The sequence below is a fragment of the Kosakonia sp. N21 genome (genome assembly GCF_050587465.1).
GTDB lineage: Bacteria > Pseudomonadota > Gammaproteobacteria > Enterobacterales > Enterobacteriaceae.
Window position 1 is genome coordinate 331,919 of sequence record NZ_JBOBHR010000001.1, and the last position, 20,542, is coordinate 352,460.

At 55.5% G+C, this 20,542-nt stretch carries 24 protein-coding genes; 19 read left to right on the forward strand and 5 right to left on the reverse strand.

The genetic code is table 11. The features are described from left to right. Nucleotides 1–54: 54 nt before the first annotated feature. The 11 genes from accD to hisP all read left to right on the forward strand — a co-directional run bounded on the left by accD (nt 55) and on the right by hisP (nt 10,353). Entirely contained in the window at nt 55–969 is a 915-nt protein-coding gene (accD, locus tag ACQ3G7_RS01500; protein WP_263100001.1) for an acetyl-CoA carboxylase, carboxyltransferase subunit beta, read from the forward strand. A 69-nt stretch (nt 970–1,038) separates the two neighbouring features. Next, nucleotides 1,039–2,307, forward strand: coding sequence for a bifunctional tetrahydrofolate synthase/dihydrofolate synthase (gene folC / locus ACQ3G7_RS01505; protein WP_430888594.1), 1,269 nt, complete (start codon nt 1,039–1,041; stop codon nt 2,305–2,307). After that, on the forward strand, nt 2,297–3,013 hold the full coding sequence (gene dedD, locus ACQ3G7_RS01510) for a cell division protein DedD (RefSeq protein ID WP_430888595.1): 717 nt from the start codon (nt 2,297–2,299) through the stop codon (nt 3,011–3,013). The genes folC and dedD overlap by 11 nt, the downstream gene beginning before the upstream one ends. Nucleotides 3,014–3,266: 253 nt before the next feature. Then, a complete protein-coding gene (cvpA, locus tag ACQ3G7_RS01515; protein ID WP_061493889.1) occupies nt 3,267–3,755 on the forward strand; it encodes a colicin V production protein in 489 nt (162 codons plus the stop codon). Between the two features lie 33 nt (nt 3,756–3,788). Continuing rightward, nucleotides 3,789–5,306 (forward strand): amidophosphoribosyltransferase, encoded by a 1,518-nt coding sequence (gene purF, locus ACQ3G7_RS01520; RefSeq protein WP_430888596.1) that lies wholly within the window; start codon nt 3,789–3,791, stop codon nt 5,304–5,306. 93 nt (nt 5,307–5,399) lie between these two features. Beyond that, the gene (locus ACQ3G7_RS01525) at nt 5,400–5,981 is read left to right on the forward strand and encodes a UbiX family flavin prenyltransferase (protein WP_263100004.1); all 582 of its coding nucleotides are present in this window, start codon (nt 5,400–5,402) and stop codon (nt 5,979–5,981) included. A 278-nt stretch (nt 5,982–6,259) separates the two neighbouring features. Then, entirely contained in the window at nt 6,260–7,042 is a 783-nt protein-coding gene (gene argT, locus ACQ3G7_RS01530; RefSeq protein WP_061493892.1) for a lysine/arginine/ornithine ABC transporter substrate-binding protein ArgT, read from the forward strand. 263 nt (nt 7,043–7,305) lie between these two features. Continuing rightward, on the forward strand, nt 7,306–8,088 hold the full coding sequence (gene hisJ, locus ACQ3G7_RS01535; protein ID WP_263100859.1) for a histidine ABC transporter substrate-binding protein HisJ: 783 nt from the start codon (nt 7,306–7,308) through the stop codon (nt 8,086–8,088). An 84-nt stretch (nt 8,089–8,172) separates the two neighbouring features. Continuing rightward, the gene (locus ACQ3G7_RS01540) at nt 8,173–8,859 is read left to right on the forward strand and encodes a histidine ABC transporter permease HisQ (RefSeq protein WP_430888597.1); all 687 of its coding nucleotides are present in this window, start codon (nt 8,173–8,175) and stop codon (nt 8,857–8,859) included. Further along, entirely contained in the window at nt 8,856–9,572 is a 717-nt protein-coding gene (locus tag ACQ3G7_RS01545; protein WP_430888598.1) for an ABC transporter permease, read from the forward strand. Before ACQ3G7_RS01540 ends, ACQ3G7_RS01545 begins: the two co-directional genes overlap by 4 nt. Before the next feature lie 7 nt (nt 9,573–9,579). After that, complete coding sequence (hisP, locus tag ACQ3G7_RS01550) at nt 9,580–10,353, forward strand: histidine ABC transporter ATP-binding protein HisP (protein WP_263100007.1); 774 nt, start codon at nt 9,580–9,582, stop codon at nt 10,351–10,353. 84 nt (nt 10,354–10,437) lie between these two features. Here hisP and ACQ3G7_RS01555 read toward each other — a convergent pair whose 3' ends face one another. From ACQ3G7_RS01555 to yfcG, 4 genes are all read right to left on the reverse strand, one after another. Next, complete coding sequence (locus ACQ3G7_RS01555) at nt 10,438–11,019, reverse strand: hypothetical protein (protein ID WP_430888599.1); 582 nt, start codon at nt 11,017–11,019, stop codon at nt 10,438–10,440. 40 nt (nt 11,020–11,059) lie between these two features. Then, nucleotides 11,060–11,569 carry a GNAT family N-acetyltransferase gene (locus ACQ3G7_RS01560; protein ID WP_430888600.1) on the reverse strand — a complete coding sequence of 170 codons (510 nt, stop codon included), beginning with the start codon at nt 11,567–11,569 and terminating at the stop codon, nt 11,060–11,062. A gap of 68 nt (nt 11,570–11,637) precedes the next feature. After that, entirely contained in the window at nt 11,638–12,534 is an 897-nt protein-coding gene (locus tag ACQ3G7_RS01565; RefSeq protein ID WP_430888601.1) for a TIGR01777 family oxidoreductase, read from the reverse strand. 114 nt (nt 12,535–12,648) lie between these two features. Then, the gene (gene yfcG / locus ACQ3G7_RS01570) at nt 12,649–13,278 is read right to left on the reverse strand and encodes a GSH-dependent disulfide bond oxidoreductase (RefSeq protein WP_263100011.1); all 630 of its coding nucleotides are present in this window, start codon (nt 13,276–13,278) and stop codon (nt 12,649–12,651) included. A 135-nt stretch (nt 13,279–13,413) separates the two neighbouring features. Between yfcG and yfcF the strand changes: the two genes are divergently transcribed. The 3 genes from yfcF to yfcD are packed head-to-tail and all read left to right on the forward strand — an operon-like array spanning nt 13,414 to nt 15,264. After that, entirely contained in the window at nt 13,414–14,058 is a 645-nt protein-coding gene (gene yfcF / locus ACQ3G7_RS01575) for a glutathione transferase (protein ID WP_430888602.1), read from the forward strand. A 54-nt stretch (nt 14,059–14,112) separates the two neighbouring features. Then, nucleotides 14,113–14,664: a phosphodiesterase gene (yfcE, locus tag ACQ3G7_RS01580; protein ID WP_430888603.1), complete on the forward strand. Its 552-nt coding sequence runs from the start codon at nt 14,113–14,115 to the stop codon at nt 14,662–14,664. A 54-nt stretch (nt 14,665–14,718) separates the two neighbouring features. Further along, nucleotides 14,719–15,264: an NUDIX hydrolase YfcD gene (gene yfcD, locus ACQ3G7_RS01585; protein ID WP_263100014.1), complete on the forward strand. Its 546-nt coding sequence runs from the start codon at nt 14,719–14,721 to the stop codon at nt 15,262–15,264. On the opposite strand, the gene ACQ3G7_RS01590 is transcribed toward yfcD, so the two are convergent. Beyond that, entirely contained in the window at nt 15,265–16,284 is a 1,020-nt protein-coding gene (locus ACQ3G7_RS01590; RefSeq protein ID WP_061493908.1) for a LacI family DNA-binding transcriptional regulator, read from the reverse strand. A gap of 236 nt (nt 16,285–16,520) precedes the next feature. Here ACQ3G7_RS01590 and ACQ3G7_RS01595 point away from each other — a divergent pair, with 236 nt between their 5' ends. From ACQ3G7_RS01595 to ACQ3G7_RS01615, 5 genes are all read left to right on the forward strand, one after another. Beyond that, nucleotides 16,521–16,964 carry a PTS sugar transporter subunit IIA gene (locus ACQ3G7_RS01595; protein ID WP_430888604.1) on the forward strand — a complete coding sequence of 148 codons (444 nt, stop codon included), beginning with the start codon at nt 16,521–16,523 and terminating at the stop codon, nt 16,962–16,964. A gap of 80 nt (nt 16,965–17,044) precedes the next feature. Then, the gene (locus ACQ3G7_RS01600; protein WP_263100016.1) at nt 17,045–17,317 is read left to right on the forward strand and encodes a PTS sugar transporter subunit IIB; all 273 of its coding nucleotides are present in this window, start codon (nt 17,045–17,047) and stop codon (nt 17,315–17,317) included. Between the two features lie 48 nt (nt 17,318–17,365). Further along, nucleotides 17,366–18,757: a PTS ascorbate transporter subunit IIC gene (locus ACQ3G7_RS01605; RefSeq protein ID WP_430888605.1), complete on the forward strand. Its 1,392-nt coding sequence runs from the start codon at nt 17,366–17,368 to the stop codon at nt 18,755–18,757. Continuing rightward, the gene (locus tag ACQ3G7_RS01610) at nt 18,754–19,587 is read left to right on the forward strand and encodes a transketolase (RefSeq protein WP_430888606.1); all 834 of its coding nucleotides are present in this window, start codon (nt 18,754–18,756) and stop codon (nt 19,585–19,587) included. The genes ACQ3G7_RS01605 and ACQ3G7_RS01610 overlap by 4 nt, the downstream gene beginning before the upstream one ends. After that, the gene (locus ACQ3G7_RS01615; RefSeq protein ID WP_430888607.1) at nt 19,580–20,533 is read left to right on the forward strand and encodes a transketolase family protein; all 954 of its coding nucleotides are present in this window, start codon (nt 19,580–19,582) and stop codon (nt 20,531–20,533) included. The genes ACQ3G7_RS01610 and ACQ3G7_RS01615 overlap by 8 nt, the downstream gene beginning before the upstream one ends. Nucleotides 20,534–20,542: the final 9 nt, after the last annotated feature.

The following is a 20,542-nucleotide window of genomic DNA, read 5'->3' on the forward strand; positions in this document are numbered from 1 at the left end:
ATGTTTTAATGTGCACCATTTATGGGCTACCAGGTTCATGTATAAAGGTTATCAATGAGCTGGATTGAAAGAATTAAGAGCAACATTACCCCCACCCGTAAGGCAAGCATCCCTGAAGGTGTGTGGACAAAATGCGATAGCTGCGGCCAGGTGCTGTACCGCGCCGAGCTGGAGCGTAACCTTGAGGTCTGCCCGAAATGTGACCACCACATGCGTATGACAGCGCGTAATCGCCTGCATAGCCTGCTGGATGAAGGTTCACTGGTGGAACTGGGTAGCGAGCTTGAGCCGAAAGACGTGCTGAAGTTCCGCGACTCCAAAAAATACAAAGACCGTCTGGCATCAGCCCAGAAAGAGACCGGCGAGAAAGATGCGCTGGTGGTCATGAAAGGCACGCTGCACGGCATGCCGGTTGTTGCTGCGGCGTTTGAGTTCGCCTTTATGGGCGGTTCAATGGGTTCCGTGGTGGGCGCGCGTTTCGTGCGCGCAGTTGAGCAGGCGCTGGAAGATAACTGCCCGCTGATCTGCTTCTCCGCTTCCGGTGGTGCGCGTATGCAGGAAGCGCTGATGTCGCTGATGCAGATGGCGAAAACCTCCGCTGCGCTGGCAAAAATGCAGGAACGCGGTCTGCCGTATATTTCTGTACTGACCGATCCGACCATGGGTGGTGTTTCCGCGAGCTTCGCCATGCTGGGCGATCTGAACATCGCTGAGCCGAAAGCGCTGATCGGTTTTGCCGGCCCGCGCGTCATTGAACAGACCGTGCGTGAAAAACTGCCGCCGGGATTCCAGCGCAGTGAGTTCCTGATCGAAAAAGGCGCGATTGATATGATTATCCGCCGCCCGGAATTGCGCCTGAAACTGGCACGTATTCTGGCGAAGCTGATGAATCTGCCGGCGCCGGATCCGGACGATACGCATGTTGGCACGGTGATCCCATCGGCGCCAGTTCAGGAAGGCGACGCCTGATAATACCGAAGGGCAGGGCCACCAGGCACTGCCCTTTTGTTTTTCAAACCGTACATATCAACGGGCATCATGGAAACTAAACGCATTCCGCAAGCCACGTCGCCCCTGGCCGCGTGGCTTTCTTATCTGGAAAATCTGCACAGTAAAACCATCGATCTGGGCCTTGACCGCGTAAGCCAGGTCGGGGCGCGTCTGGATGTGCTGCGCCCCGCGCCGTTTGTCTTTACGGTTGCCGGCACCAATGGCAAAGGCACCACCTGCCGTACGCTGGAGTCTATTCTGCTGGCGGCGGGCTATCGGGTGGGCGTTTACAGCTCCCCGCATCTGGTGCGTTACACCGAGCGCGTGCGCGTGCAGGGGGAAGAGCTTGCCGAATCCGCACACACGGAGTCCTTCGCGGAAATCGAAGCCGTACGCGGCGACATCTCATTAAGCTATTTTGAATTCGGTACACTCTCCGCGCTGTGGCTGTTTAAGCAGGCTGCGCTGGATGTAGTGATCCTTGAGGTCGGTCTTGGCGGCCGTCTTGATGCCACCAATATGGTGGATGCCGATGTTGCCGTGGTCACCAGTATTGCACTCGATCACACCGACTGGCTGGGGCCGGATCGCGAAAGCATCGGTCGGGAAAAGGCCGGTGTTTTCCGCGGCGGTAAACCCGCCGTGGTTGGCGAACCGGATATGCCGCACACCATTGCCGATGTGGCGCAGGAAAAGGGCGCATTATTAATGCGTCGCGGTGCGGAGTGGCGCTATACCGTTAATGCCGACGGCTGGAACTTTAGTGATGCGCAGGGTGACCTGAACAATTTACCGTTGCCACAGGTGCCGCAACCCAATGCGGCGACCGCACTGGCAGCGCTGCGGGCCAGCCGACTATCAGTCAGCGAGCAGGCGATACGCGACGGGATTGCGAAGGCCATTCTGCCGGGACGTTTCCAGATTGTGAGCGAGTCGCCGCGTCTTATTCTTGATGTCGCGCATAATCCTCATGCGGCGGGTTACCTCGCCGGGCGACTGGCTGCGTTGCCGAAGAAAGGGCGCGTGCTGGCAGTTATCGGCATGCTGCATGATAAAGACATCGCCGGGACGCTTGCCTGTCTGGAGCCGGTGGTCGATAGCTGGTATTGTGCCCCTCTGGAAGGGCCGCGCGGCGCAACGGCAGAGCAGCTGCTGGCGCATTTGACTTCTGGCCGCGCATGGCCGGATGTGGCGCAGGCCTGGCAGGCGGCAATGGCGGAAGCCGACGCCTGTGATACTGTGCTGGTGTGTGGATCGTTCCACACCGTAGCGCATGTGATGGAAGCGATGGACGCGGGGAGAACCGGTGGCAAGTAAGTTTCAGAACCGTTTAATGGGCACTATTGTGCTTGTCGCGCTCGGGGTGATCATTCTTCCTGGGTTGCTCGACGGGCAGAAAAAGCATTACCAGGATGAGTTCGCGGCGATCCCATTGGTGCCGAAACCCGGCGATCGCGACGAACCCGATATGATGCCGGCTGCAACGCAGGCGCTGCCTGCCCAGCCGCCGGAAGGGGCTGCGGAAGAGGTGCAGGCAGGCGATGCGGCTGCGCCTTCACTGGATGCCTCCCGGCTTGCCGCCAGTGGCAATACCAATCCGGAAGTGACCACACCGCCGGTGACAAAACCTAAACCGGTTGAGAAACCGCAGCCAAAACCGCAGGCGCAGCAACAGACCCAACCGCAGGCCACGCGTGATAAAACCAGCGAACAACTGGCGATGGCGAACGAAGAGCCTGCCGCGCCGCCAAAAGCGCAGGATGAGAAGCCAACGCCTACCGGCAAAGCGTATGTGGTGCAGCTCGGTGCGCTGAAAAATGCCGATAAGGTCAATGAAATCGTTGGCAAATTACGTGGCGCAGGGTACCGCGTTTACACATCGCCGACCACGCCGGTTCAGGGTAAAATCACCCGCATTCTGGTCGGGCCGGACGCGTCGCGCGATAAGCTGAAAGGCTCGCTTAGCGAACTCAATCAGCTGTCAGGGTTAAGCGGTGTGGTAATGGGGTATACGCCAAACTAAGTGTTACGCCCCCTTAACCCGGCCTTCAGCCAAAGCGGAGGGACCCGTTCCTCTCTCCTCCGGGGAGAGGATCAGGGGGAGGGGAAATAGCCTGAATAACGACCAAAGACAGGCGATCGGAACCGTGGCGTTGAATATTTTTTCAGCGCCATTTTTATTTACGCGCGGGAAGGAAATCCCTACGCAAACGTTTTCTTTTTCTGTTAGAATTCGCCCCGAACTGGACGACAGGGCGTAAAATCGTGGGACACATATGGTCTGGATTGATTACGCCATCATTGCGGTGATTGGTTTTTCTTGTCTGGTAAGCCTGATCCGCGGCTTTGTTCGTGAAGCGTTATCGCTGGTGACATGGGGCTGTGCTTTCTTTGTCGCCAGTCATTACTACACTTACCTGTCTGTCTGGTTCACGGGCTTTGAAGATGAACTGGTGCGCAATGGGATTGCCATCGCCGTGCTGTTTATCGCAACGCTGATTGTTGGCGCCATCGTTAACTACGTGTTAGGGGCGCTGGTGGAGAAAACCGGCCTGTCGGGTACAGACAGGGTGTTGGGGATCTGTTTTGGCGCGCTGCGTGGCGTGCTGATCGTCGCCGCCATTCTGTTCTTTCTTGATACGTTTACAGGCCTGTCGAAAAGCGAAGACTGGCAAAAGTCGCAGCTTATCCCGCAATTCAGCTTCATCATCAGATGGTTCTTTGACTATCTGCAAGGCTCGTCGAGTTTCTTGCCCAGGGCATAACCCCTGAGATGTGGCTTAACGAGGAAAAGACGTATGTGCGGTATTGTCGGTATCGCCGGTGTTATGCCGGTCAACCAGTCGATTTATGACGCGTTAACGGTGTTACAGCACCGTGGGCAGGATGCAGCGGGTATCATCACCATTGATGCGAACAACTGTTTCCGTCTGCGCAAAGCGAACGGTCTGGTAAATGATGTTTTTGAAGCCCGCCATATGCAGCGTCTTCAGGGCAACATGGGCATTGGCCACGTGCGCTATCCCACCGCTGGCAGCTCCAGCGCCTCGGAAGCTCAACCTTTTTATGTCAACTCCCCGTATGGCATTACGCTTGCGCATAACGGCAACCTGACCAACGCCCACGAGTTGCGTAAAAAGCTGTTTGAAGAAAAACGCCGCCACATTAACACCACATCTGACTCTGAAATTCTGCTCAATATTTTTGCCAGCGAACTGGATAACTTCCGCCACTATCCGCTGGAAGCAGACAATATTTTTGCCGCCGTTGCCGCCACTAACCGCCAAATCCGCGGTGCCTACGCCTGCGTGGCGATGATTATCGGCCACGGTATGGTTGCCTTCCGCGACCCGAACGGTATCCGTCCGCTGGTGCTGGGCAAACGTGATGTCGGTGACGGGCGCACGGAATTTATGGTGGCCTCTGAAAGCGTGGCGCTGGATACGCTGGGCTTTGAGTTCCTGCGCGATATCGCGCCAGGCGAAGCGGTGTACATCACCGAAAAAGGCCAGCTGTTTACCCGCCAGTGTGCGGATAACCCGGTCAGCAATCCGTGCCTGTTTGAATACGTCTACTTTGCGCGCCCGGATTCCTTTATCGACAAAATCTCTGTCTACAGCGCCCGCGTCAACATGGGCACAAAGCTGGGTGAGAAGATTGCCCGCGAATGGGAAGATCTGGATATCGACGTGGTCATCCCGATTCCGGAAACCTCCTGCGATATCGCGCTGGAAATCGCGCGTATCCTCGGTAAACCATACCGCCAGGGTTTTGTGAAAAACCGTTACGTTGGTCGTACCTTTATCATGCCGGGTCAGCAACTGCGCCGTAAATCCGTGCGCCGCAAGCTGAACGCCAACCGCGCGGAGTTCCGCGATAAAAACGTCCTGCTGGTGGATGACTCCATCGTACGCGGCACCACTTCTGAGCAGATCATCGAGATGGCGCGCGAAGCCGGAGCGAAGAAAGTTTATCTGGCTTCCGCCGCACCGGAAATTCGCTTCCCGAACGTGTACGGCATTGATATGCCGACCGCGAACGAGCTTATCGCGCACGGTCGCGAAGTTGATGAGATCCGCCAGATTATCGGTGCCGATGGCCTGATCTTCCAGGATCTCAACGACCTGATTGATGCAGTACGTGCGGAAAATCCGGATATTCAGCAGTTCGAGTGCTCGGTATTTAACGGTGTCTACGTGACCAAAGACGTTAACCAGCAGTATCTCGACTATCTTGATTCCCTGCGTAATGACGATGCCAAAGCCGTGCTGCGTCAGAACGAAGTGGAAAGCTTAGAGATGCATAACGAAGGTTGATCCTGTCGCGCCCCTCCGCCAGCGAGGGGCGCAATCTGTTGCAACGCCCTCTATAATCAGGCAAAGTTCTCGCACAAAAGAGGGGCGACAATCATGAAACGACTTATTGTGGGGATCTCCGGCGCCAGCGGCGCTGTCTACGGCGTGCGTCTGTTACAGGTGCTACGCGATGTGGCGGAGGTTGAAACCCACCTGGTCATGAGTCAGGCTGCCCGTCAGACCCTCTCCCTGGAAACGGACTTTTCGCTCCGCGATGTGCAGTCACTGGCGAATGTGGTGCACGACGCCCGCGATATCGCCGCCAGTATCTCGTCCGGCTCATTTAAAACCGCAGGCATGGTTATTCTGCCGTGTTCGATTAAAACCCTCTCCGGCATTGTGCACAGCTACACCGACAGTCTGCTCACGCGCGCGGCGGATGTGGTGCTGAAAGAGCGCAGGCCGCTGGTGCTTTGCGTACGGGAAACCCCGCTGCACCTTGGCCACTTGCGTTTAATGACCCAGGCCGCTGAGCTGGGTGCGGTGATTATGCCGCCGGTTCCGGCGTTTTATCACCGTCCGCACTCCCTTGACGAGGTGATCGATCAAACGGTCAACCGCGTGCTGGATCAGTTTGCTATCGACCTGCCGCAGGATCTTTTTACCCGCTGGCAAGGGGGCGATGCTGCAAAATAGTGCGTTGCTGCAGGGTGTGCGCTTTTTTGGGGCAATTCTGCAAGCGCGATCATATCCTCAACATTTAATCCCTCTTTTCCCCGCTTAACGCTCCGGTTCGTTCGGCAGACCTGCTATCTTTCATCACTAAGGTGAATCCGCAACGTTTTATTAACAAATTTAACGCGGTAATTTATGCACTGCGGGAAACTGGCATAAGACATGCAAGGTAACTGGCAGCAACACAACACACAACACAACGCAATACAAAATAAAAACAGAACACTTGAGGGTAATGTATGAAGAAGACGGTTCTCGCTCTGTCTTTAATGCTGGGTCTGTCCGCGACCGCCAGCGTTTATGCAGCGCTTCCCCAGACGGTGCGCATCGGCACCGATGCGACTTACGCGCCGTTCTCATCCAAGGATGCGAAAGGGGAGTTTGTGGGTTTCGATATCGATTTGGGTAACGAGATGTGCAAACGCATTCATGTGAAATGCACGTGGGTCGGGAGCGACTTTGACGCGCTGATCCCGTCGCTGAAAGCGAAGAAAATCGACGCGATTATCTCTTCCCTCTCCATTACGGAAAAACGTCAGCAGGAGATCGCCTTCTCTGACAAACTCTACGCGGCCGATTCCCGCCTGATTGCGGCAAAAGGTTCGCCGATCCAACCGACGCTGGATTCGCTGAAAGGCAAGCACGTTGGCGTGCTGCAAGGGTCAACGCAGGAAGGTTATGCCAACGACAACTGGCGGACCAAAGGCATCGATGTGGTGGCGTATCAGAACCAGGATCTGATCTACTCTGACCTCGCTGCGGGTCGTCTTGATGCTGCGTTCCAGGATGAAGTCGCTGCCAGCGAAGGCTTCCTGAAACAGCCCGCCGGTAAAGGGTTCGCCTTTGCTGGCCCGTCAGTGAAAGACAAAAAATACTTTGGCGACGGCACCGGTATTGGTCTGCGTAAAGATGATACCGAGCTGAAAGCCGCGTTCGATAAAGCGTTTGCCGAACTGCGTAAAGACGGCACCTACGACAAACTTGCCAAAAAATACTTCGACTTTAACGTCTACGGCGAGTAAGGCTGCATGGCCCGGGCTACCGGGTCTGAGGGAAAGTGCACCACGTCAATTAAACGGCGTGGTGCAGAGATACGGTTGATGTCCCATTGTGGTGCATTACGTGCGCCATAATAGTGCATGGATGCATAATTACGCATTCAGGATGCAAAAAAAGCCACCGTGCGGGCAGAATCTTTTGCCATGCCGGGGCATATGATGGCACGATAACGGCACCGTATTGTTCAGCTAATTCCCTTAGGAAAGACAGTCTGTTGAGGATAATGATGAAAAAACTGGTGTTATCTCTTTCTCTGGTGCTCGCTGTTTCCAGCGTTTCTACTGTGTTCGCCGCTATCCCACAAAAATTACGTATCGGTACCGATCCGACTTATGCGCCGTTTGAATCGAAAAATGCGCAGGGCGAATTAGTGGGTTTTGATATCGATCTGGCGAAAGAACTGTGCAAACGCATTAAAACGCAGTGTACGTTTATCGAAAACCCGCTGGATGCGCTGATCCCGTCGCTGAAAGCGAAAAAAATCGACGTCATCATGTCGTCGCTCTCCATTACGGAAAAGCGCCAACAGGAAATCGCCTTTACCGACAAGCTTTATGCGGCGGATTCACGCCTGGTGGTCGCCAAAGATTCCGACGTTCAGCCGGAGCTGGATAAGCTGAAAGGCAAACGCATTGGCGTATTGCAGGGCACCACGCAGGAAACCTATGGCAACGTGAACTGGGCGCCGAAAGGTGTCGAAATTGTCTCCTATCAGGGGCAGGACAATATCTACTCTGACCTGACCGCAGGCCGTATTGATGCGGCGTTCCAGGACGAAGTGGCCGCCAGTGAAGGTTTTCTGAAAACGCCGCAGGGCAAAGCGTATAAATTCGGCGGCCCGTCCATTAAAGACGAGAAGCTGTTTGGCGTCGGTACCGGCATGGGGCTGCGCAAAGATGAAAACGAACTGCGTGAAGCGCTGAACAAAGCGTTTGCTGAAATGCGCGCCGACGGTACTTACGAAAAACTCGCGAAAAAGTATTTTGATTTTGATGTTTACGGTGGCTAATCCCACCCGTGCTTAACGTGCGGCCCCTCCCGCTGCGGGAGGGGAAAAGACACGGCAAACACCACACACGACAGGACTGGCTGCATGCTGTACGGGTTTTCACAAGTGATATTACACGGTGCGCTGGTCACACTGGAACTGGCGCTCAGTTCCGTGGTGCTGGCGGTACTGATTGGCCTGGCCGGGGCGGGAGCGAAGCTTTCGAAAAACCGGGCGCTGGCATTAATCTTTGAAGGCTACACGACGCTTATCCGCGGCGTGCCTGATCTGGTGCTGATGCTGCTGATCTTTTATGGTCTGCAAATCGCCCTTAACGGCATCACCGATGCCATGGGGCTGGAGCAACTGGATATCGACCCGATGGTGGCAGGGATTATCACCCTCGGTTTTATCTACGGCGCTTACTTCACCGAAACCTTTCGCGGTGCCTATATGGCGGTGCCGAAAGGGCACATTGAAGCGGCGACTGCCTTTGGTTTTACCGGGCGACAAACGTTTCGCCGTATTTTGTTTCCGGCGATGATGCGTTATGCGTTGCCGGGCATTGGCAACAACTGGCAGGTGATCCTCAAAGCCACGGCGCTGGTCTCCCTGCTGGGACTGGAAGATGTGGTGAAAGCCACCCAGCTCGCCGGGAAAAGCACCTGGGAGCCGTTCTATTTCGCCATTGTCTGCGGTGTGATTTACCTCGTTTTTACAACGGTTTCCAATGGTGTGCTGCTTCTTCTCGAACGTCGCTACTCCGTGGGTGTGAAGAGGGCTGACCTGTGATCGAGATTATTCAGGAGTACTGGCAATCCCTGTTATGGAGCGATGGCTACCGCCTGACCGGTGTGGCCATCACCCTGTGGTTGCTGATTTCATCGGTGGCGATGGGCGGCGTAATGGCGGTTTTTCTTGCTATCGGGCGCGTCTCCAGCAATAAATTCATCCGTTTCCCTATCTGGTTATTTACCTACGTTTTTCGCGGGACGCCGCTCTATGTCCAGTTGCTGGTGTTCTATTCCGGGATGTACACGCTGGAAGTGGTGAAAGGCACCGAACTGCTGAACGCGTTTTTCCGTAGCGGTCTCAACTGTACGGTACTGGCGCTGACGCTGAACACCTGCGCCTATACCACCGAGATTTTCGCCGGGGCGATCCGTTCGGTGCCGCACGGTGAAATTGAAGCGGCGCGGGCCTATGGTTTCTCGTCGTTCAAAATGTACCGCAGCATTATTCTGCCGTCGGCGCTGCGTATTGCGCTGCCCGCCTACAGTAATGAGGTGATTTTGATGCTGCACTCCACGGCGCTGGCGTTCACCGCCACCGTGCCGGACCTGCTGAAAATCGCCCGGGATATTAACTCCGCCACTTACCAGCCGTTCACGGCCTTTGGCATTGCGGCGGTGCTGTATCTGATTATCTCTTATGTGCTGATTAGCTTATTCCGCAAAGCGGAAAAGCGCTGGTTGCAGCATATGAAACCTTCTTCGACGCACTGAGAACACGATGTCTGAGAATAAATTAAACGTTATCGATTTACACAAGCGCTACGGCGAGCATGAAGTGCTGAAAGGCGTGTCATTGCAGGCCAATGCGGGTGATGTGATCAGCATTATTGGCTCTTCCGGCTCCGGCAAGAGTACGTTTTTACGCTGCATTAACTTCCTCGAAAAACCGAGCGAAGGATCGATCGTCGTCAACGGGCAGAATATCAACCTGGTGCGTGACAAAGACGGTCAACTGAAAGTGGCCGATAAGCACCAGTTGCGCCTGTTGCGTACCCGCCTGACCATGGTATTCCAGCACTTTAACTTGTGGAGCCATATGACGGTGCTGGAGAACGTGATGGAAGCGCCGATCCAGGTGCTGGGCTTAAGCAAGCAGGAAGCCCGCGAACGTGCGGTGAAATACCTGGCGAAGGTTGGCATCGACGAGATGCAGCAGCAAAAATACCCGGTGCATCTCTCCGGCGGCCAGCAGCAGCGTGTATCCATTGCCCGCGCACTGGCGATGGAACCGGAAGTCCTGCTGTTTGACGAACCGACTTCAGCGCTGGATCCGGAGCTGGTGGGCGAAGTGTTGCGCATTATGCAACAGCTGGCGGAAGAGGGGAAAACGATGGTGGTGGTGACCCACGAAATGGGGTTTGCACGCCATGTTTCCACCCACGTTATCTTCCTGCATCAGGGCAAAATCGAAGAGGAAGGCGCGCCGGATGAGGTGTTTACCAACCCGAAAAGCCCGCGGTTGCAGCAGTTCCTCAAAGGCTCATTGAAATAACATGCAAGACCGCCGCCGGCGGTCTTTTTTTTACGCGCCGTCACCGCTGCGCCTTCCACGACCAGCAACGCGCCGGATGAGGCGTTATCTGGCCCGTGATGGAGGTGTGACGGGCCACCATCCCTGTGGGATGCCGGAAGCAGAAATAAAGCGATAGTGGGTAAATACTGCCCCCCTGGCGGTGACGCGCTTTTCCAGTTGTACGGTGCGCGCGCCGGGTGGCACGATATCGTCACGGGTGCAGAGTTCTACCGGGCGTTGTAACCATGCATCATAAAAACGCAGACCGGCTTCGCAGTGTTGACTGCGCGTCACCGGCGGGCCGGGATGCCCGATGCTGAACGTCACTTCGCTTTGCACGCGCTCGCTGGCGGTGGCACGCACCCAGGCTTCCGGCGCATGCCACAAGGTTAATGCGATAAACAGGAATACCCCTGAGAACGTCAGCAACAGCGATTTGAACCGCCACCCTTTTTTAGCGAGACGCCAGGCAACGAGCAGGCCAGCCAGTGCGGCGATCGCCATCATGACGCCGGTGTCTGGCGCATCGGCTTGCAGGTAGGCTTTATGGCTGAGTCGACTGGCGAAAATCAGCCAGAACAACCACAGCAGGGCGAGTACTCCAGCCAGGATGAGCCGCGTTTTGGTCGAGGTAAACAATGTCATTTCCAGTGATGAAAGGGGAGGGTAAAACGTTGCCGGGTAGTTAACGCGCCTGCGCGCCTTTTTCCCGCCGGTACACCCAGTCGTCGTAATATTCGCCCTTCAGCAGATAGGCTTTTTCCAGCACCTGCACCCGCTGAAAACCGCTCTTTTCCAGTACCCGCACGGACCCCTGATTCTCTGCCAGCACCCAGGCATTCAGCGCCTGCACATTGCGTTTATCGAAGGCGAACTCGCACAGTGCTTGCAGCGCTTCTGACGCCACACCGCGGCCCTGCGCTGTGGGCATGATGGAATAACCCACATCCGCTTCCTGTGGATTATGCACGCTGGGGCGCAGGCCGATATCGCCGACAGCGGTATGCTGCACATCGCGGATCACAAAGGCGTTGTCATCCAGCAGGCGATTATCAAATAACGTGCGGATCTGCCCTTCGGAGGCGACTTCGGCCATATAGCGCATAATGCGGTCATCCCGGCGTAAACGCAGAAAGAACAGCCAGTCGGATTCCTGAAACGGGGTAAGCGTAAAGCGGGGGGTCTGCAACGTCATTAAATCGCCCTTCCGGTGACAAAGCGCTTAAGCTTAGCACCGGAAGAGCACGAGGGATGCCACGAAAATTAGGGGGTCACCACATCCCCCAGCGCTTCTTCCAGATCGTACCAGCGGAAGGCAAAGCCTGCGGCTTCGAGGCGTTTGGGCAGAGCGCGCTGCCCGCCAAGTACCAGCACGGAGGATTCACCCATCATCAGGCGCACCGCAAACGCGGGGGCGCGCATGATCGCCGGGCGTTGCAATACATGACCGAGCGTATGAGCAAACTGCTCGTTGCGCACCGGGTAGGGGGAAACCATATTGAACGGTCCGCGCAGATCGTTATCCAGCAACCAGAGAATGCCGTTCAGCATATCGTCAATGTGGATCCACGCCATATATTGACGACCATTGCCGATAGGACCGCCCAGACCGAGGCGAAACAGCGGTAACAGTTTCCCAAGGATGCCGCCTTTTGGCGCTAACACCACCCCGGTACGCAGCAGGCACACGCGGGTGCGGTCGCTCTGTGCGCTACTGGCGATGTGCTCCCAGCGCGCGCACAACTTATGGGTGAATTCGTTATGCGGCGGTTCTTCTTCAGTGACCACCACTTCACCGAGATCGCCGTAGTAGCCAGCAGCTGACCCGGAAATCAGTACCTGCGGCGGGTTATCACTGGCGTGAATCAGGTCGACCAGTTGCTGGGTGATCTCCCAGCGGCTGTTGCATAGCCGCTGTTTCTGCTGTTCATTCCAGCGCTTGTCGGCAATGGGTTCACCTGCCAGATTGATCACCGCGTCGATGTCATTAAGGTGTGTCTGTTCGCTCAACCCCTTCCACAAACTGACGCGTGCATCCAGTAGCTGTTGTGCTTTGGCGGGATTGCGGGTGACCACCGTGACGCTGTGCCCCAACTCGAGCAGGCGAGGGATCAAATGACGACCAATCAGGCCCGTACCGCCGGTAATCAGTATCTTCATGTTCCCCTCCCGGGTGTATCCTTCGTCCTGTTCAGCATAAGTGACTCGGTGATATTCGCATGCGATGCTGAGCACATCCTGAATGATTTTTTTCAGTCATGAGAACAGGTTACTTCACACCGACTGCGCTTTCTGCATCGCCCGCTCGGTGGCCGGACGCGTGCGTATCCGCTCAAACCAGTTGAACACCGCCGGGAAATTCTCCAGATCGATGCGCTGGCGTTGATGCGATCTGACCCACGGCCATGCGGCGACATCGGCAATGCTGTAATCATCGCCCGCCAGCCACGGGACGCGTTCCAGTCGCTTATTCAACACCTGGTACAACCGCTGAGTTTCCACCTGGTAGCGCTCAATGGCATAGGGCACAGGCTGCGGCGCAAAGTGATTAAAGTGGTGGTTCTGTCCAAGCATGGGGCCAAACCCGCCAACCTGCCAGAACAGCCACTGTATCGCAAGGGTACGTTCGCGCAGATGGCGACTGAGCAGTTGCCCTGTTTTTTCCGCCAGATAGAGCAAAATGGCGCCCGACTCGAACACGCTAACGGGCGAGCCGCCATCAGCAGGGTGATGATCGACAATCGCCGGGATTTTATTGTTCGGGGAGATAATCAGAAAGTCGGGGCGAAACTGTTCGCCTTTGCTGATATCCACGCGGATCAGTCGGTATTCAACGCCTGCCTCTTCAAGAAACAGTGTGATTTTATGACCATTCGGCGTGGGAGCAAAATAGAGGTCTATCATCAAGACTCCTGTTATGGGAATGTGCATCACCTCCTGAGTATAGGTGTTACCTCTGGTGGGCGAGTTTTCATTAAGTGACAGCTCACACAGGACGTTATATTTTGATGGAAAATTTCACCGTTAAACGAGGACGTTATGAGCGAACCGGCAATGACCCTGTGGTCTGATGCAAATTTCTTCTCCCCGTATGTGATGTCAGCCTGGGTTGCACTGCATGAAAAAGGGTTGCCCTTCACCGTCAAAGCCATTGATATCAATACTGGTGTACAACATACGCCGGACTGGCCGGGTTACCCGTTGACTCAGCGGGTGCCATTACTGGAGATAGAGGGATTTACGCTCAGCGAATCCTCCGCGATTGCGGAATATCTGGAAGAGCGTTTTGCGCCGCCCGAATGGGAGCGTATTTACCCTCACGATCTGCAAAACCGCGCTCGCGCGCGACAAATCCAGGCCTGGATCCGCAGCGATCTGCTGCCGGTACGTGAAGAGCGTCCGACCACCATTATGTTCGCCGGGGAGAAAAAGGGGCCGTTAAGCGCAGCCGGGCAGCGGAGTGCGGCAAAACTGTATGCCATTGCCGGGGAGCTGCTGGCGCACGGTAAACCGAATCTGTTTGGTGAATGGTGTATTGCCGATGCCGACCTGTCGGCGATGCTCAACCGACTGGTGATGAACGGCGATGATGTTCCCCCGTTACTGGCGGAATATGCTGCGTTTCAGTGGCAGCGCTCGTCCATCCAGCGCTATGTTGCACTTTCCGCTAAGCGAGCGGGCTGATATACGACGCCGCTTCCGCTATCATAAAGCGGTTTTTTTCAGAGAGGTGCAGTGATGAAGCTGATGTTTGCATCGGATATTCACGGGTCGTTGCCCGCGACGGAACGCATACTGGCGTTGTTTGCACAAAGTGAGGCCCGCTGGCTGGTTATCCTCGGTGATGTGCTCAATCACGGACCGCGCAATGTGCTGCCGGAAGGCTACGCCCCTGCGCAGGTAGCGGAGCGGCTCAACGAGCAGGCCAGCCGGATTATCGCCGTGCGCGGCAACTGCGACAGTGAAGTGGATCAGATGCTGTTGCACTTCCCGATAACGGCCCCCTGGCAGCAACTGCTGTTGCCGGAGCGGCGCGTATTTCTGACCCACGGTCATCTGTTTGGCCCGGATGATGTACCGCCGCTGGAAGCGGGTGATGTGCTGGCGTACGGTCACACGCACATTCCGGTGGCGGAAAAACGCGGGGCGATCGTCCATTTCAACCCCGGTTCGGTGAGTATCCCGAAGGGGGGATTTGCCCCCAGCTACGGCATGCTGGATGAGAATGTGCTAAGCGTTATCGCACTTAATGATCAGCGGGTTATTGCACAGGTGTCGATTAATCCGTAAGTTACCTTTCAACCGAAACGCGCCAACAGAGCGCCACAAAGAGAAGATTTCCCGATGGTGGAACAGAGTCATTTTGCAGGCATGGAGTGGGTGGATATTGTCAACGAAGACAATGAGGTGATTGCGCAAGCCAGTCGGCAGCAAATGCGTGCACAGTGTCTGCGTCACCGCGCAACCTACATTGTGGTGCATGATGGGATGGGCAAAGTTCTGGTGCAGCGCCGTACCGAAATCAAAGATTTTATGCCCGGTATGCTGGATGCCACCGCCGGAGGCGTGGTGCAGGCGGGGGAAAACCTGCTGGACTCCGCGCGCCGTGAAGCGGAAGAAGAGTTAGGCATTGCCGGTGTGCCGTTTGCCGAACACGGTCAGTTCTATTTTGAAGATCAACATTGCCGGGTGTGGGGCGGGCTGTTCAGTTGCGTTTCCCACGGGCCGTTTGCCCTGCAGGAAGAAGAGGTGAGTGAAGTCTGGTGGATGACACCGGAAGAGATCACCGCCCGCTGCGATGAGTTCACCGATGACTCGCTAAAAGCCCTGGCGCTGTGGATGAGCCGCAATGCCAGCAACGACGTGGAAAACGTGCAGGAAGCGGAGTAGCTAGCAGCTATCCCGCAGGCAAAACGTCGGTGCGATGGGCGTTTTGTTCTCCCACTTTTCGTCATTCAGGCGCGCCAGCAGTGCGCGCCCGGCTTCGATACCAATTTTGCGGTGCGGCACCGAGATGGTGGTCAGCGGCGGCTGACATACCCGGCTGACATCGCTGTCGCCAAAACCGACAATCGCTAAATCATCCGGCACCTTAATCCGCCTGCGCTGACATTCGTATAACGCGCCGCAGGCCAGTTCATCCGACACGCAGACCAGCGCATCCAGCTCCGGCCAGGCCAGTAAAAATTCCGGTAATTGCGCGGCACCGGTAGAAAATACCGGCGCGGCGGCGGCGTTAATGACCCGGTTCGGCGACATATGGTGACGCAGCATTGCTTTGTACCAGCCCTGTAAATGCTGCTGGAAGATCCACTGCTCCTGATTGGCGCACAGCAGGCCGATATTCTGGTAGCCGCGCTGGATCAGCATCTGTGTTAGCTCATACATGGCCGCCACGTTATCGATGCCGATATTCATATCAATCGGGTCGGCGCGCACTGCGCCAATTTCCATCACCGGAATCGAGGCGTTTTTCAGCCAGTGGCGCACCATATCGCTGTGCTCGACGCTAAGCAGGATCGCTGCCGCAAGGTTGGAGGCCAGCAGTGTTTCCAGCAGTTTCTCTTCCTGCTCCAGCCGATGCTGCGACTCTGCCAGCATGATTTGGTAGCCTGCGGGTTGTAATACCTGCTGTAGTCCGGCGAACATTTCCGAGCAGCCGGATTCCGCGAGGCTTGGCACCACCATGGCGATGGTCCAGGACGACGCCGACGCCAGTGCACTGGCCGCCAGATTGGGCATATAACCCAGCTCCTGCACGGCGGCTTCTATCTTCTCGCGAAGCTTATCTGATACCTGTTCGGGGGTGCGTATTGCCCGCGAGACGGTCATGGTACCGACGCCGGCAAGTTGCGCGACATCGGCGAGGGTCACTTTTCCGGTACTCCGCCGTTTTCGGGTAATTGACATGCTATTTCCTGCTGATCCCAACCTATTCAGGCACTTTTTTATCGTTCGTCTGTAACGCAGTATACGCCGGAAATCCTGAGTTTTGCTGAGAAATAGCCAGCGTTTTCAGATCTGATAGCGCTATCACATTTTTCGCAACTGCGCCTTGGTAGCGCTATCTTTGCGACTATCATCACAGCTAAGGGGCGATGACTTGCATAAAGTTTGCTCATCTTTTCTCTGAGAAGGAGCGTGACGTGTTAAACCAATGGCTGAACGAGAAGACGGTTCAACTGCTCGACAGTGTGGAAAACTGGCCGCAGGCGCTGGAGATCTGCGCCAGACCGTTACTGACTGCGGGCATTATCACGCCAGACTACGTGACCGCCATTGTGGCGCAGCATCATAAACTCGGGCCGTACTATGTGCTGGCTCCAGGGCTGGCGATGCCCCATGCGCGGCCGGAAGAGGGGGCGGAGGGGTTAGGTTTATCGTTATTAAAACTGCGTCAGGGGGTGGCATTTGGCGCAGAGGATTTTGATCCGGTGGATACCATTATCATGCTGGCGGCGCCGGATAAACACAGCCATATCGAAATGATCGCCGCGCTGGCGGAGTTATTTTCCAGCGATGACGATATGGAGCAATTACATCGCGCAACCTGTCTTGAGGAGATTAAAAATATAATTCAACGCTACTGATTTTTTTCTTACCAGGATTTTACTCATTACCCGGCAACGGGTGATGCGGTCGTACTCTACCCAAAAAACAGGTAACCACAATGAAAATAATGGCAATTTGCGGATCCGGACTTGGCAGTAGTTTCATGGTCGAAATGAACATTAAAAAAGTCCTTAAAAAGCTGAATATTGAGGCCGAAGTTGAACATTCCGATTTGTCGTCCGCCACACCCGGCGCTGCCGATGTGTTCGTGATGGCGAAAGATATCGCCGCCAGCGCCAGTGTACCGGAAAATCAACTTATCGTTATCAATAACATCATTGATATCAACGAACTGGAAGCGAAAGTGAGTGCTTTCTTCGCCAACCGTTAACATCAACTGTACACAGTGCGGATGCGGTGTGTATTAAGCGAGGTGGATATGTTTATCCTTGAAACGCTGAATTTTGTTGTTGATATATTAAAAGTACCCTCGGTACTGGTCGGGTTAATTGCCTTGATCGGTCTGGTGGCGCAGAAAAAGTCATTCTCTGATGTTGTTAAAGGTACGGTAAAAACCATTCTGGGCTTTATTGTACTGGGCGGTGGTGCAACGGTATTAGTCGGTTCCCTTAATCCACTGGGTGGCATGTTTGAACATGCGTTTAATATTCAGGGCATTATTCCTAATAACGAGGCCATCGTCTCTATTGCACTGGAGAAATACGGTGCTTCAACTGCATTAATTATGGCGTTTGGTATGGTGGCGAATATTGTCGTCGCCCGCTTTACACGCCTGAAATACATTTTCCTCACCGGGCACCATACCTTTTACATGGCCTGTATGATTGGCGTCATCCTGACCGTGGCCGGGTTCGAGGGTATCGGTCTGGTGTTTACCGGTTCGCTGATCCTCGGGCTGGTGATGGCCTTTTTCCCGGCCATTGCCCAGCGCTATATGAAGCGCATCACCGGCAATGACGATATCGCTTTTGGTCACTTTGGCACATTGGGCTATGTGCTTTCTGGCTGGATCGGCAGTAAATGCGGCAAAGGCTCGCGCTCAACCGAAGAGATGAACCTGCCGAAAAACCTCAGCTTCCTGCGCGACAGCTCCATCTCAATCTCGCTGACGATGATCATTATCTACATGATCCTCGCAGTCTGCGCGGGCCGCGAGTATGTCGAAAGCCAACTGAGCGCCGGGCAGAACTTCCTGGTCTACGCCATTATCCAGGCCATCACTTTTGCCGCAGGTGTGTTCATTATCCTGCAAGGTGTGCGCTTGATCCTTGCTGAAATTGTCCCGGCATTTACTGGCTTTTCCGAAAAACTGGTGCCGAACGCCCGTCCGGCGCTGGATTGCCCGGTTGTTTACCCGTATGCGCCAAACGCCGTGCTGGTGGGTTTCCTGTTCAGTTTCCTTGGCGGGCTGGTTGGGTTGTTCCTGCTCGGGCAGATGAAGCTGGTGTTGATCCTGCCTGGTGTGGTGCCGCACTTCTTTACGGGGGCGACCGCAGGCGTGTTTGGTAACGCTACCGGAGGCCGTCGCGGGGCGATGCTCGGCGCGTTTGCCAACGGTTTATTGATCACCTTCCTGCCAGTGCTGTTGCTACCCGTTCTTGGCGCACTGGGCTTTGCCAATACCACCTTCTCTGATGCGGACTTCGGTTTTGTTGGCATTGTGCTGGGCAACCTGGCGCGTTATCTGTCGCCAATGGCGATTACCGGCGTCGTGGTGGCGCTGTTTGTCGCGCTGGTCATCTGGAACGTCATGTCGAAGGGCAAAGCGCGCGGCAATGGCGCAGAAGAAAACTCCGGAGCGAAATCATGAGCACGTTTAACGAAGTGAAGCAGTTTGCACGGGATATCCGCGTGGCAACCCTGAAATCGCTGACGCATTTAGGTTTTGGTCACTACGGCGGCAGTATGTCAGTGGTGGAGACGCTGGCGGTGCTGTATGGCGAGGTGATGCGTATTGATCCTGCCGATCCGGACTGGCCGCAGCGCGACTACTTTGTGTTGTCGAAAGGGCATGCCGGCCCGGCGCTGTACAGCACGCTGGCGCTGAAAGGCTACTTTCCGCAGGAAGAGTTACTGACGCTGAATATCAACGGGACGCGTTTGCCAAGCCATCCGGATCGCCTGAAGACGCGCGGCGTGGACGCTACGACCGGTTCGCTGGGGCAGGGGATTTCCATCGCGGGGGGGATGGCGCTGGGGCATAAACTGGCGGGCAGGCCGAACCGGGTGTTTTGTATCGTTGGCGACGGGGAACTGAACGAGGGGCAGTGCTGGGAGGCGTTTCAGTTTATTGCCCATCATAAGCTCAATAACCTGACGGTCTTTGTCGACTGGAACAAGCAGCAACTGGATGGTGAGCTGGATGAGATCATCTGCGCTTTCGATCTGGAGGGGAAATTCCGCGCCTTTGGTTTTGATGTCTGCACCGTCAAAGGGGATGACATTGCCGGGTTGCTGGAGGTGGTGAAACCGGTGCCGCCAGCCGATGCCCGTCCGCGTCTGGTCATTCTGGACAGTGTTAAAGGGCAGGGCGTGCCGTACCTCGAAAACCTTAGCAACTCACACCATTTGCGTCTGACCGATGAGATGAAACAGGCGCTGAATGAAACCATTGAACAACTGGAGGCCGCGCATGATTAAGGTTGCCCCTGTAGGCGGAAAAGACAGCATTGAAATGCGCAAGGTCTATGCCGGCTTTATCAGCGAACAGATTGAGTCAGGCAGTGATGTGATCGCGCTGGAAGCGGATTTGATGAGCTCGATGGCAATGGATGGCGTGCACAAAAAATACCCACAGCAGGTGATTAACTGCGGGATCATGGAAGCGAACGTCATTGGTACGGCGGCAGGACTGGCGTTGACCGGGCGTAAACCGTTTGTGCATACCTTTACCGCGTTCGCCAGTCGTCGCTGTTTTGATCAGCTCTTTATGTCCCTTGATTACCAGCGTAATAACGTGAAAGTGATTGCTTCTGATGCCGGGGTCACTGCCTGCCATAACGGCGGTACGCACATGTCATTTGAAGATATGGGGATTGTGCGCGGACTGGCGCATTCGGTGGTGCTGGAAGTGACCGATGCGGTGATGTTTGCGGACATTCTCCGCCAGCTTGCGGATCTTGACGGTTTTTACTGGGTGCGTACCATCCGCAAACAGGCGCCGACGGTGTATCAGCCCGGTTCGCAGTTTACCATCGGTAAAGGGAACGTACTGCGTGAAGGTCAGGACATTACGCTGATTGCCAACGGCATCATGGTGGCGGAAGCGCTGGCAGCGGCGCAGCAACTTGAACAGGAAGGTGTGAGCGCGGCGGTGATCGACATGTTTACCCTGAAACCCATCGATCGCATGTTAGTGAAGAATTACGCTGAGAAAACCGGGCGCATCGTTACCTGTGAAAACCACAGCATCCATAACGGGCTGGGATCGGCAGTGGCGGAAGTGCTGGTGGAAACCTGCCCGGTGCCGATGCGACGTGTCGGCGTGAAGGAGCGCTACGGCCAGGTGGGAACGCAGGATTTCCTGCAAAAAGAGTATGGCTTAACGGCGCACGACATTGTGTCGGCCGCGCGGGAGCTGTTGTAAATAAAAAAG

Coding starts and splice junctions, on each gene's coding strand:
- argT (WP_061493892.1), top strand. CDS start 6,260: ATGAAGAAGACGGTTCTCGCTCTGTCTTTAATGCTGGGTCTGTCCGCG.
- ACQ3G7_RS01555 (WP_430888599.1), bottom strand. CDS start 11,019: ATGACATTGTTTACCTCGACCAAAACGCGGCTCATCCTGGCTGGAGTA.
- purF (WP_430888596.1), top strand. CDS start 3,789: ATGTGCGGTATTGTCGGTATCGCCGGTGTTATGCCGGTCAACCAGTCG.
- ACQ3G7_RS01540 (WP_430888597.1), top strand. CDS start 8,173: ATGCTGTACGGGTTTTCACAAGTGATATTACACGGTGCGCTGGTCACA.
- yfcE (WP_430888603.1), top strand. CDS start 14,113: ATGAAGCTGATGTTTGCATCGGATATTCACGGGTCGTTGCCCGCGACG.
- hisP (WP_263100007.1), top strand. CDS start 9,580: ATGTCTGAGAATAAATTAAACGTTATCGATTTACACAAGCGCTACGGC.
- yfcG (WP_263100011.1), bottom strand. CDS start 13,278: ATGATAGACCTCTATTTTGCTCCCACGCCGAATGGTCATAAAATCACA.
- ACQ3G7_RS01605 (WP_430888605.1), top strand. CDS start 17,366: ATGTTTATCCTTGAAACGCTGAATTTTGTTGTTGATATATTAAAAGTA.
- ACQ3G7_RS01610 (WP_430888606.1), top strand. CDS start 18,754: ATGAGCACGTTTAACGAAGTGAAGCAGTTTGCACGGGATATCCGCGTG.
- ACQ3G7_RS01525 (WP_263100004.1), top strand. CDS start 5,400: ATGAAACGACTTATTGTGGGGATCTCCGGCGCCAGCGGCGCTGTCTAC.
- folC (WP_430888594.1), top strand. CDS start 1,039: ATGGAAACTAAACGCATTCCGCAAGCCACGTCGCCCCTGGCCGCGTGG.
- ACQ3G7_RS01560 (WP_430888600.1), bottom strand. CDS start 11,569: ATGACGTTGCAGACCCCCCGCTTTACGCTTACCCCGTTTCAGGAATCC.
- ACQ3G7_RS01600 (WP_263100016.1), top strand. CDS start 17,045: ATGAAAATAATGGCAATTTGCGGATCCGGACTTGGCAGTAGTTTCATG.
- yfcF (WP_430888602.1), top strand. CDS start 13,414: ATGAGCGAACCGGCAATGACCCTGTGGTCTGATGCAAATTTCTTCTCC.
- yfcD (WP_263100014.1), top strand. CDS start 14,719: ATGGTGGAACAGAGTCATTTTGCAGGCATGGAGTGGGTGGATATTGTC.
- ACQ3G7_RS01615 (WP_430888607.1), top strand. CDS start 19,580: ATGATTAAGGTTGCCCCTGTAGGCGGAAAAGACAGCATTGAAATGCGC.
- cvpA (WP_061493889.1), top strand. CDS start 3,267: ATGGTCTGGATTGATTACGCCATCATTGCGGTGATTGGTTTTTCTTGT.
- accD (WP_263100001.1), top strand. CDS start 55: ATGAGCTGGATTGAAAGAATTAAGAGCAACATTACCCCCACCCGTAAG.
- ACQ3G7_RS01565 (WP_430888601.1), bottom strand. CDS start 12,534: ATGAAGATACTGATTACCGGCGGTACGGGCCTGATTGGTCGTCATTTG.
- hisJ (WP_263100859.1), top strand. CDS start 7,306: ATGAAAAAACTGGTGTTATCTCTTTCTCTGGTGCTCGCTGTTTCCAGC.
- ACQ3G7_RS01590 (WP_061493908.1), bottom strand. CDS start 16,284: ATGTCAATTACCCGAAAACGGCGGAGTACCGGAAAAGTGACCCTCGCC.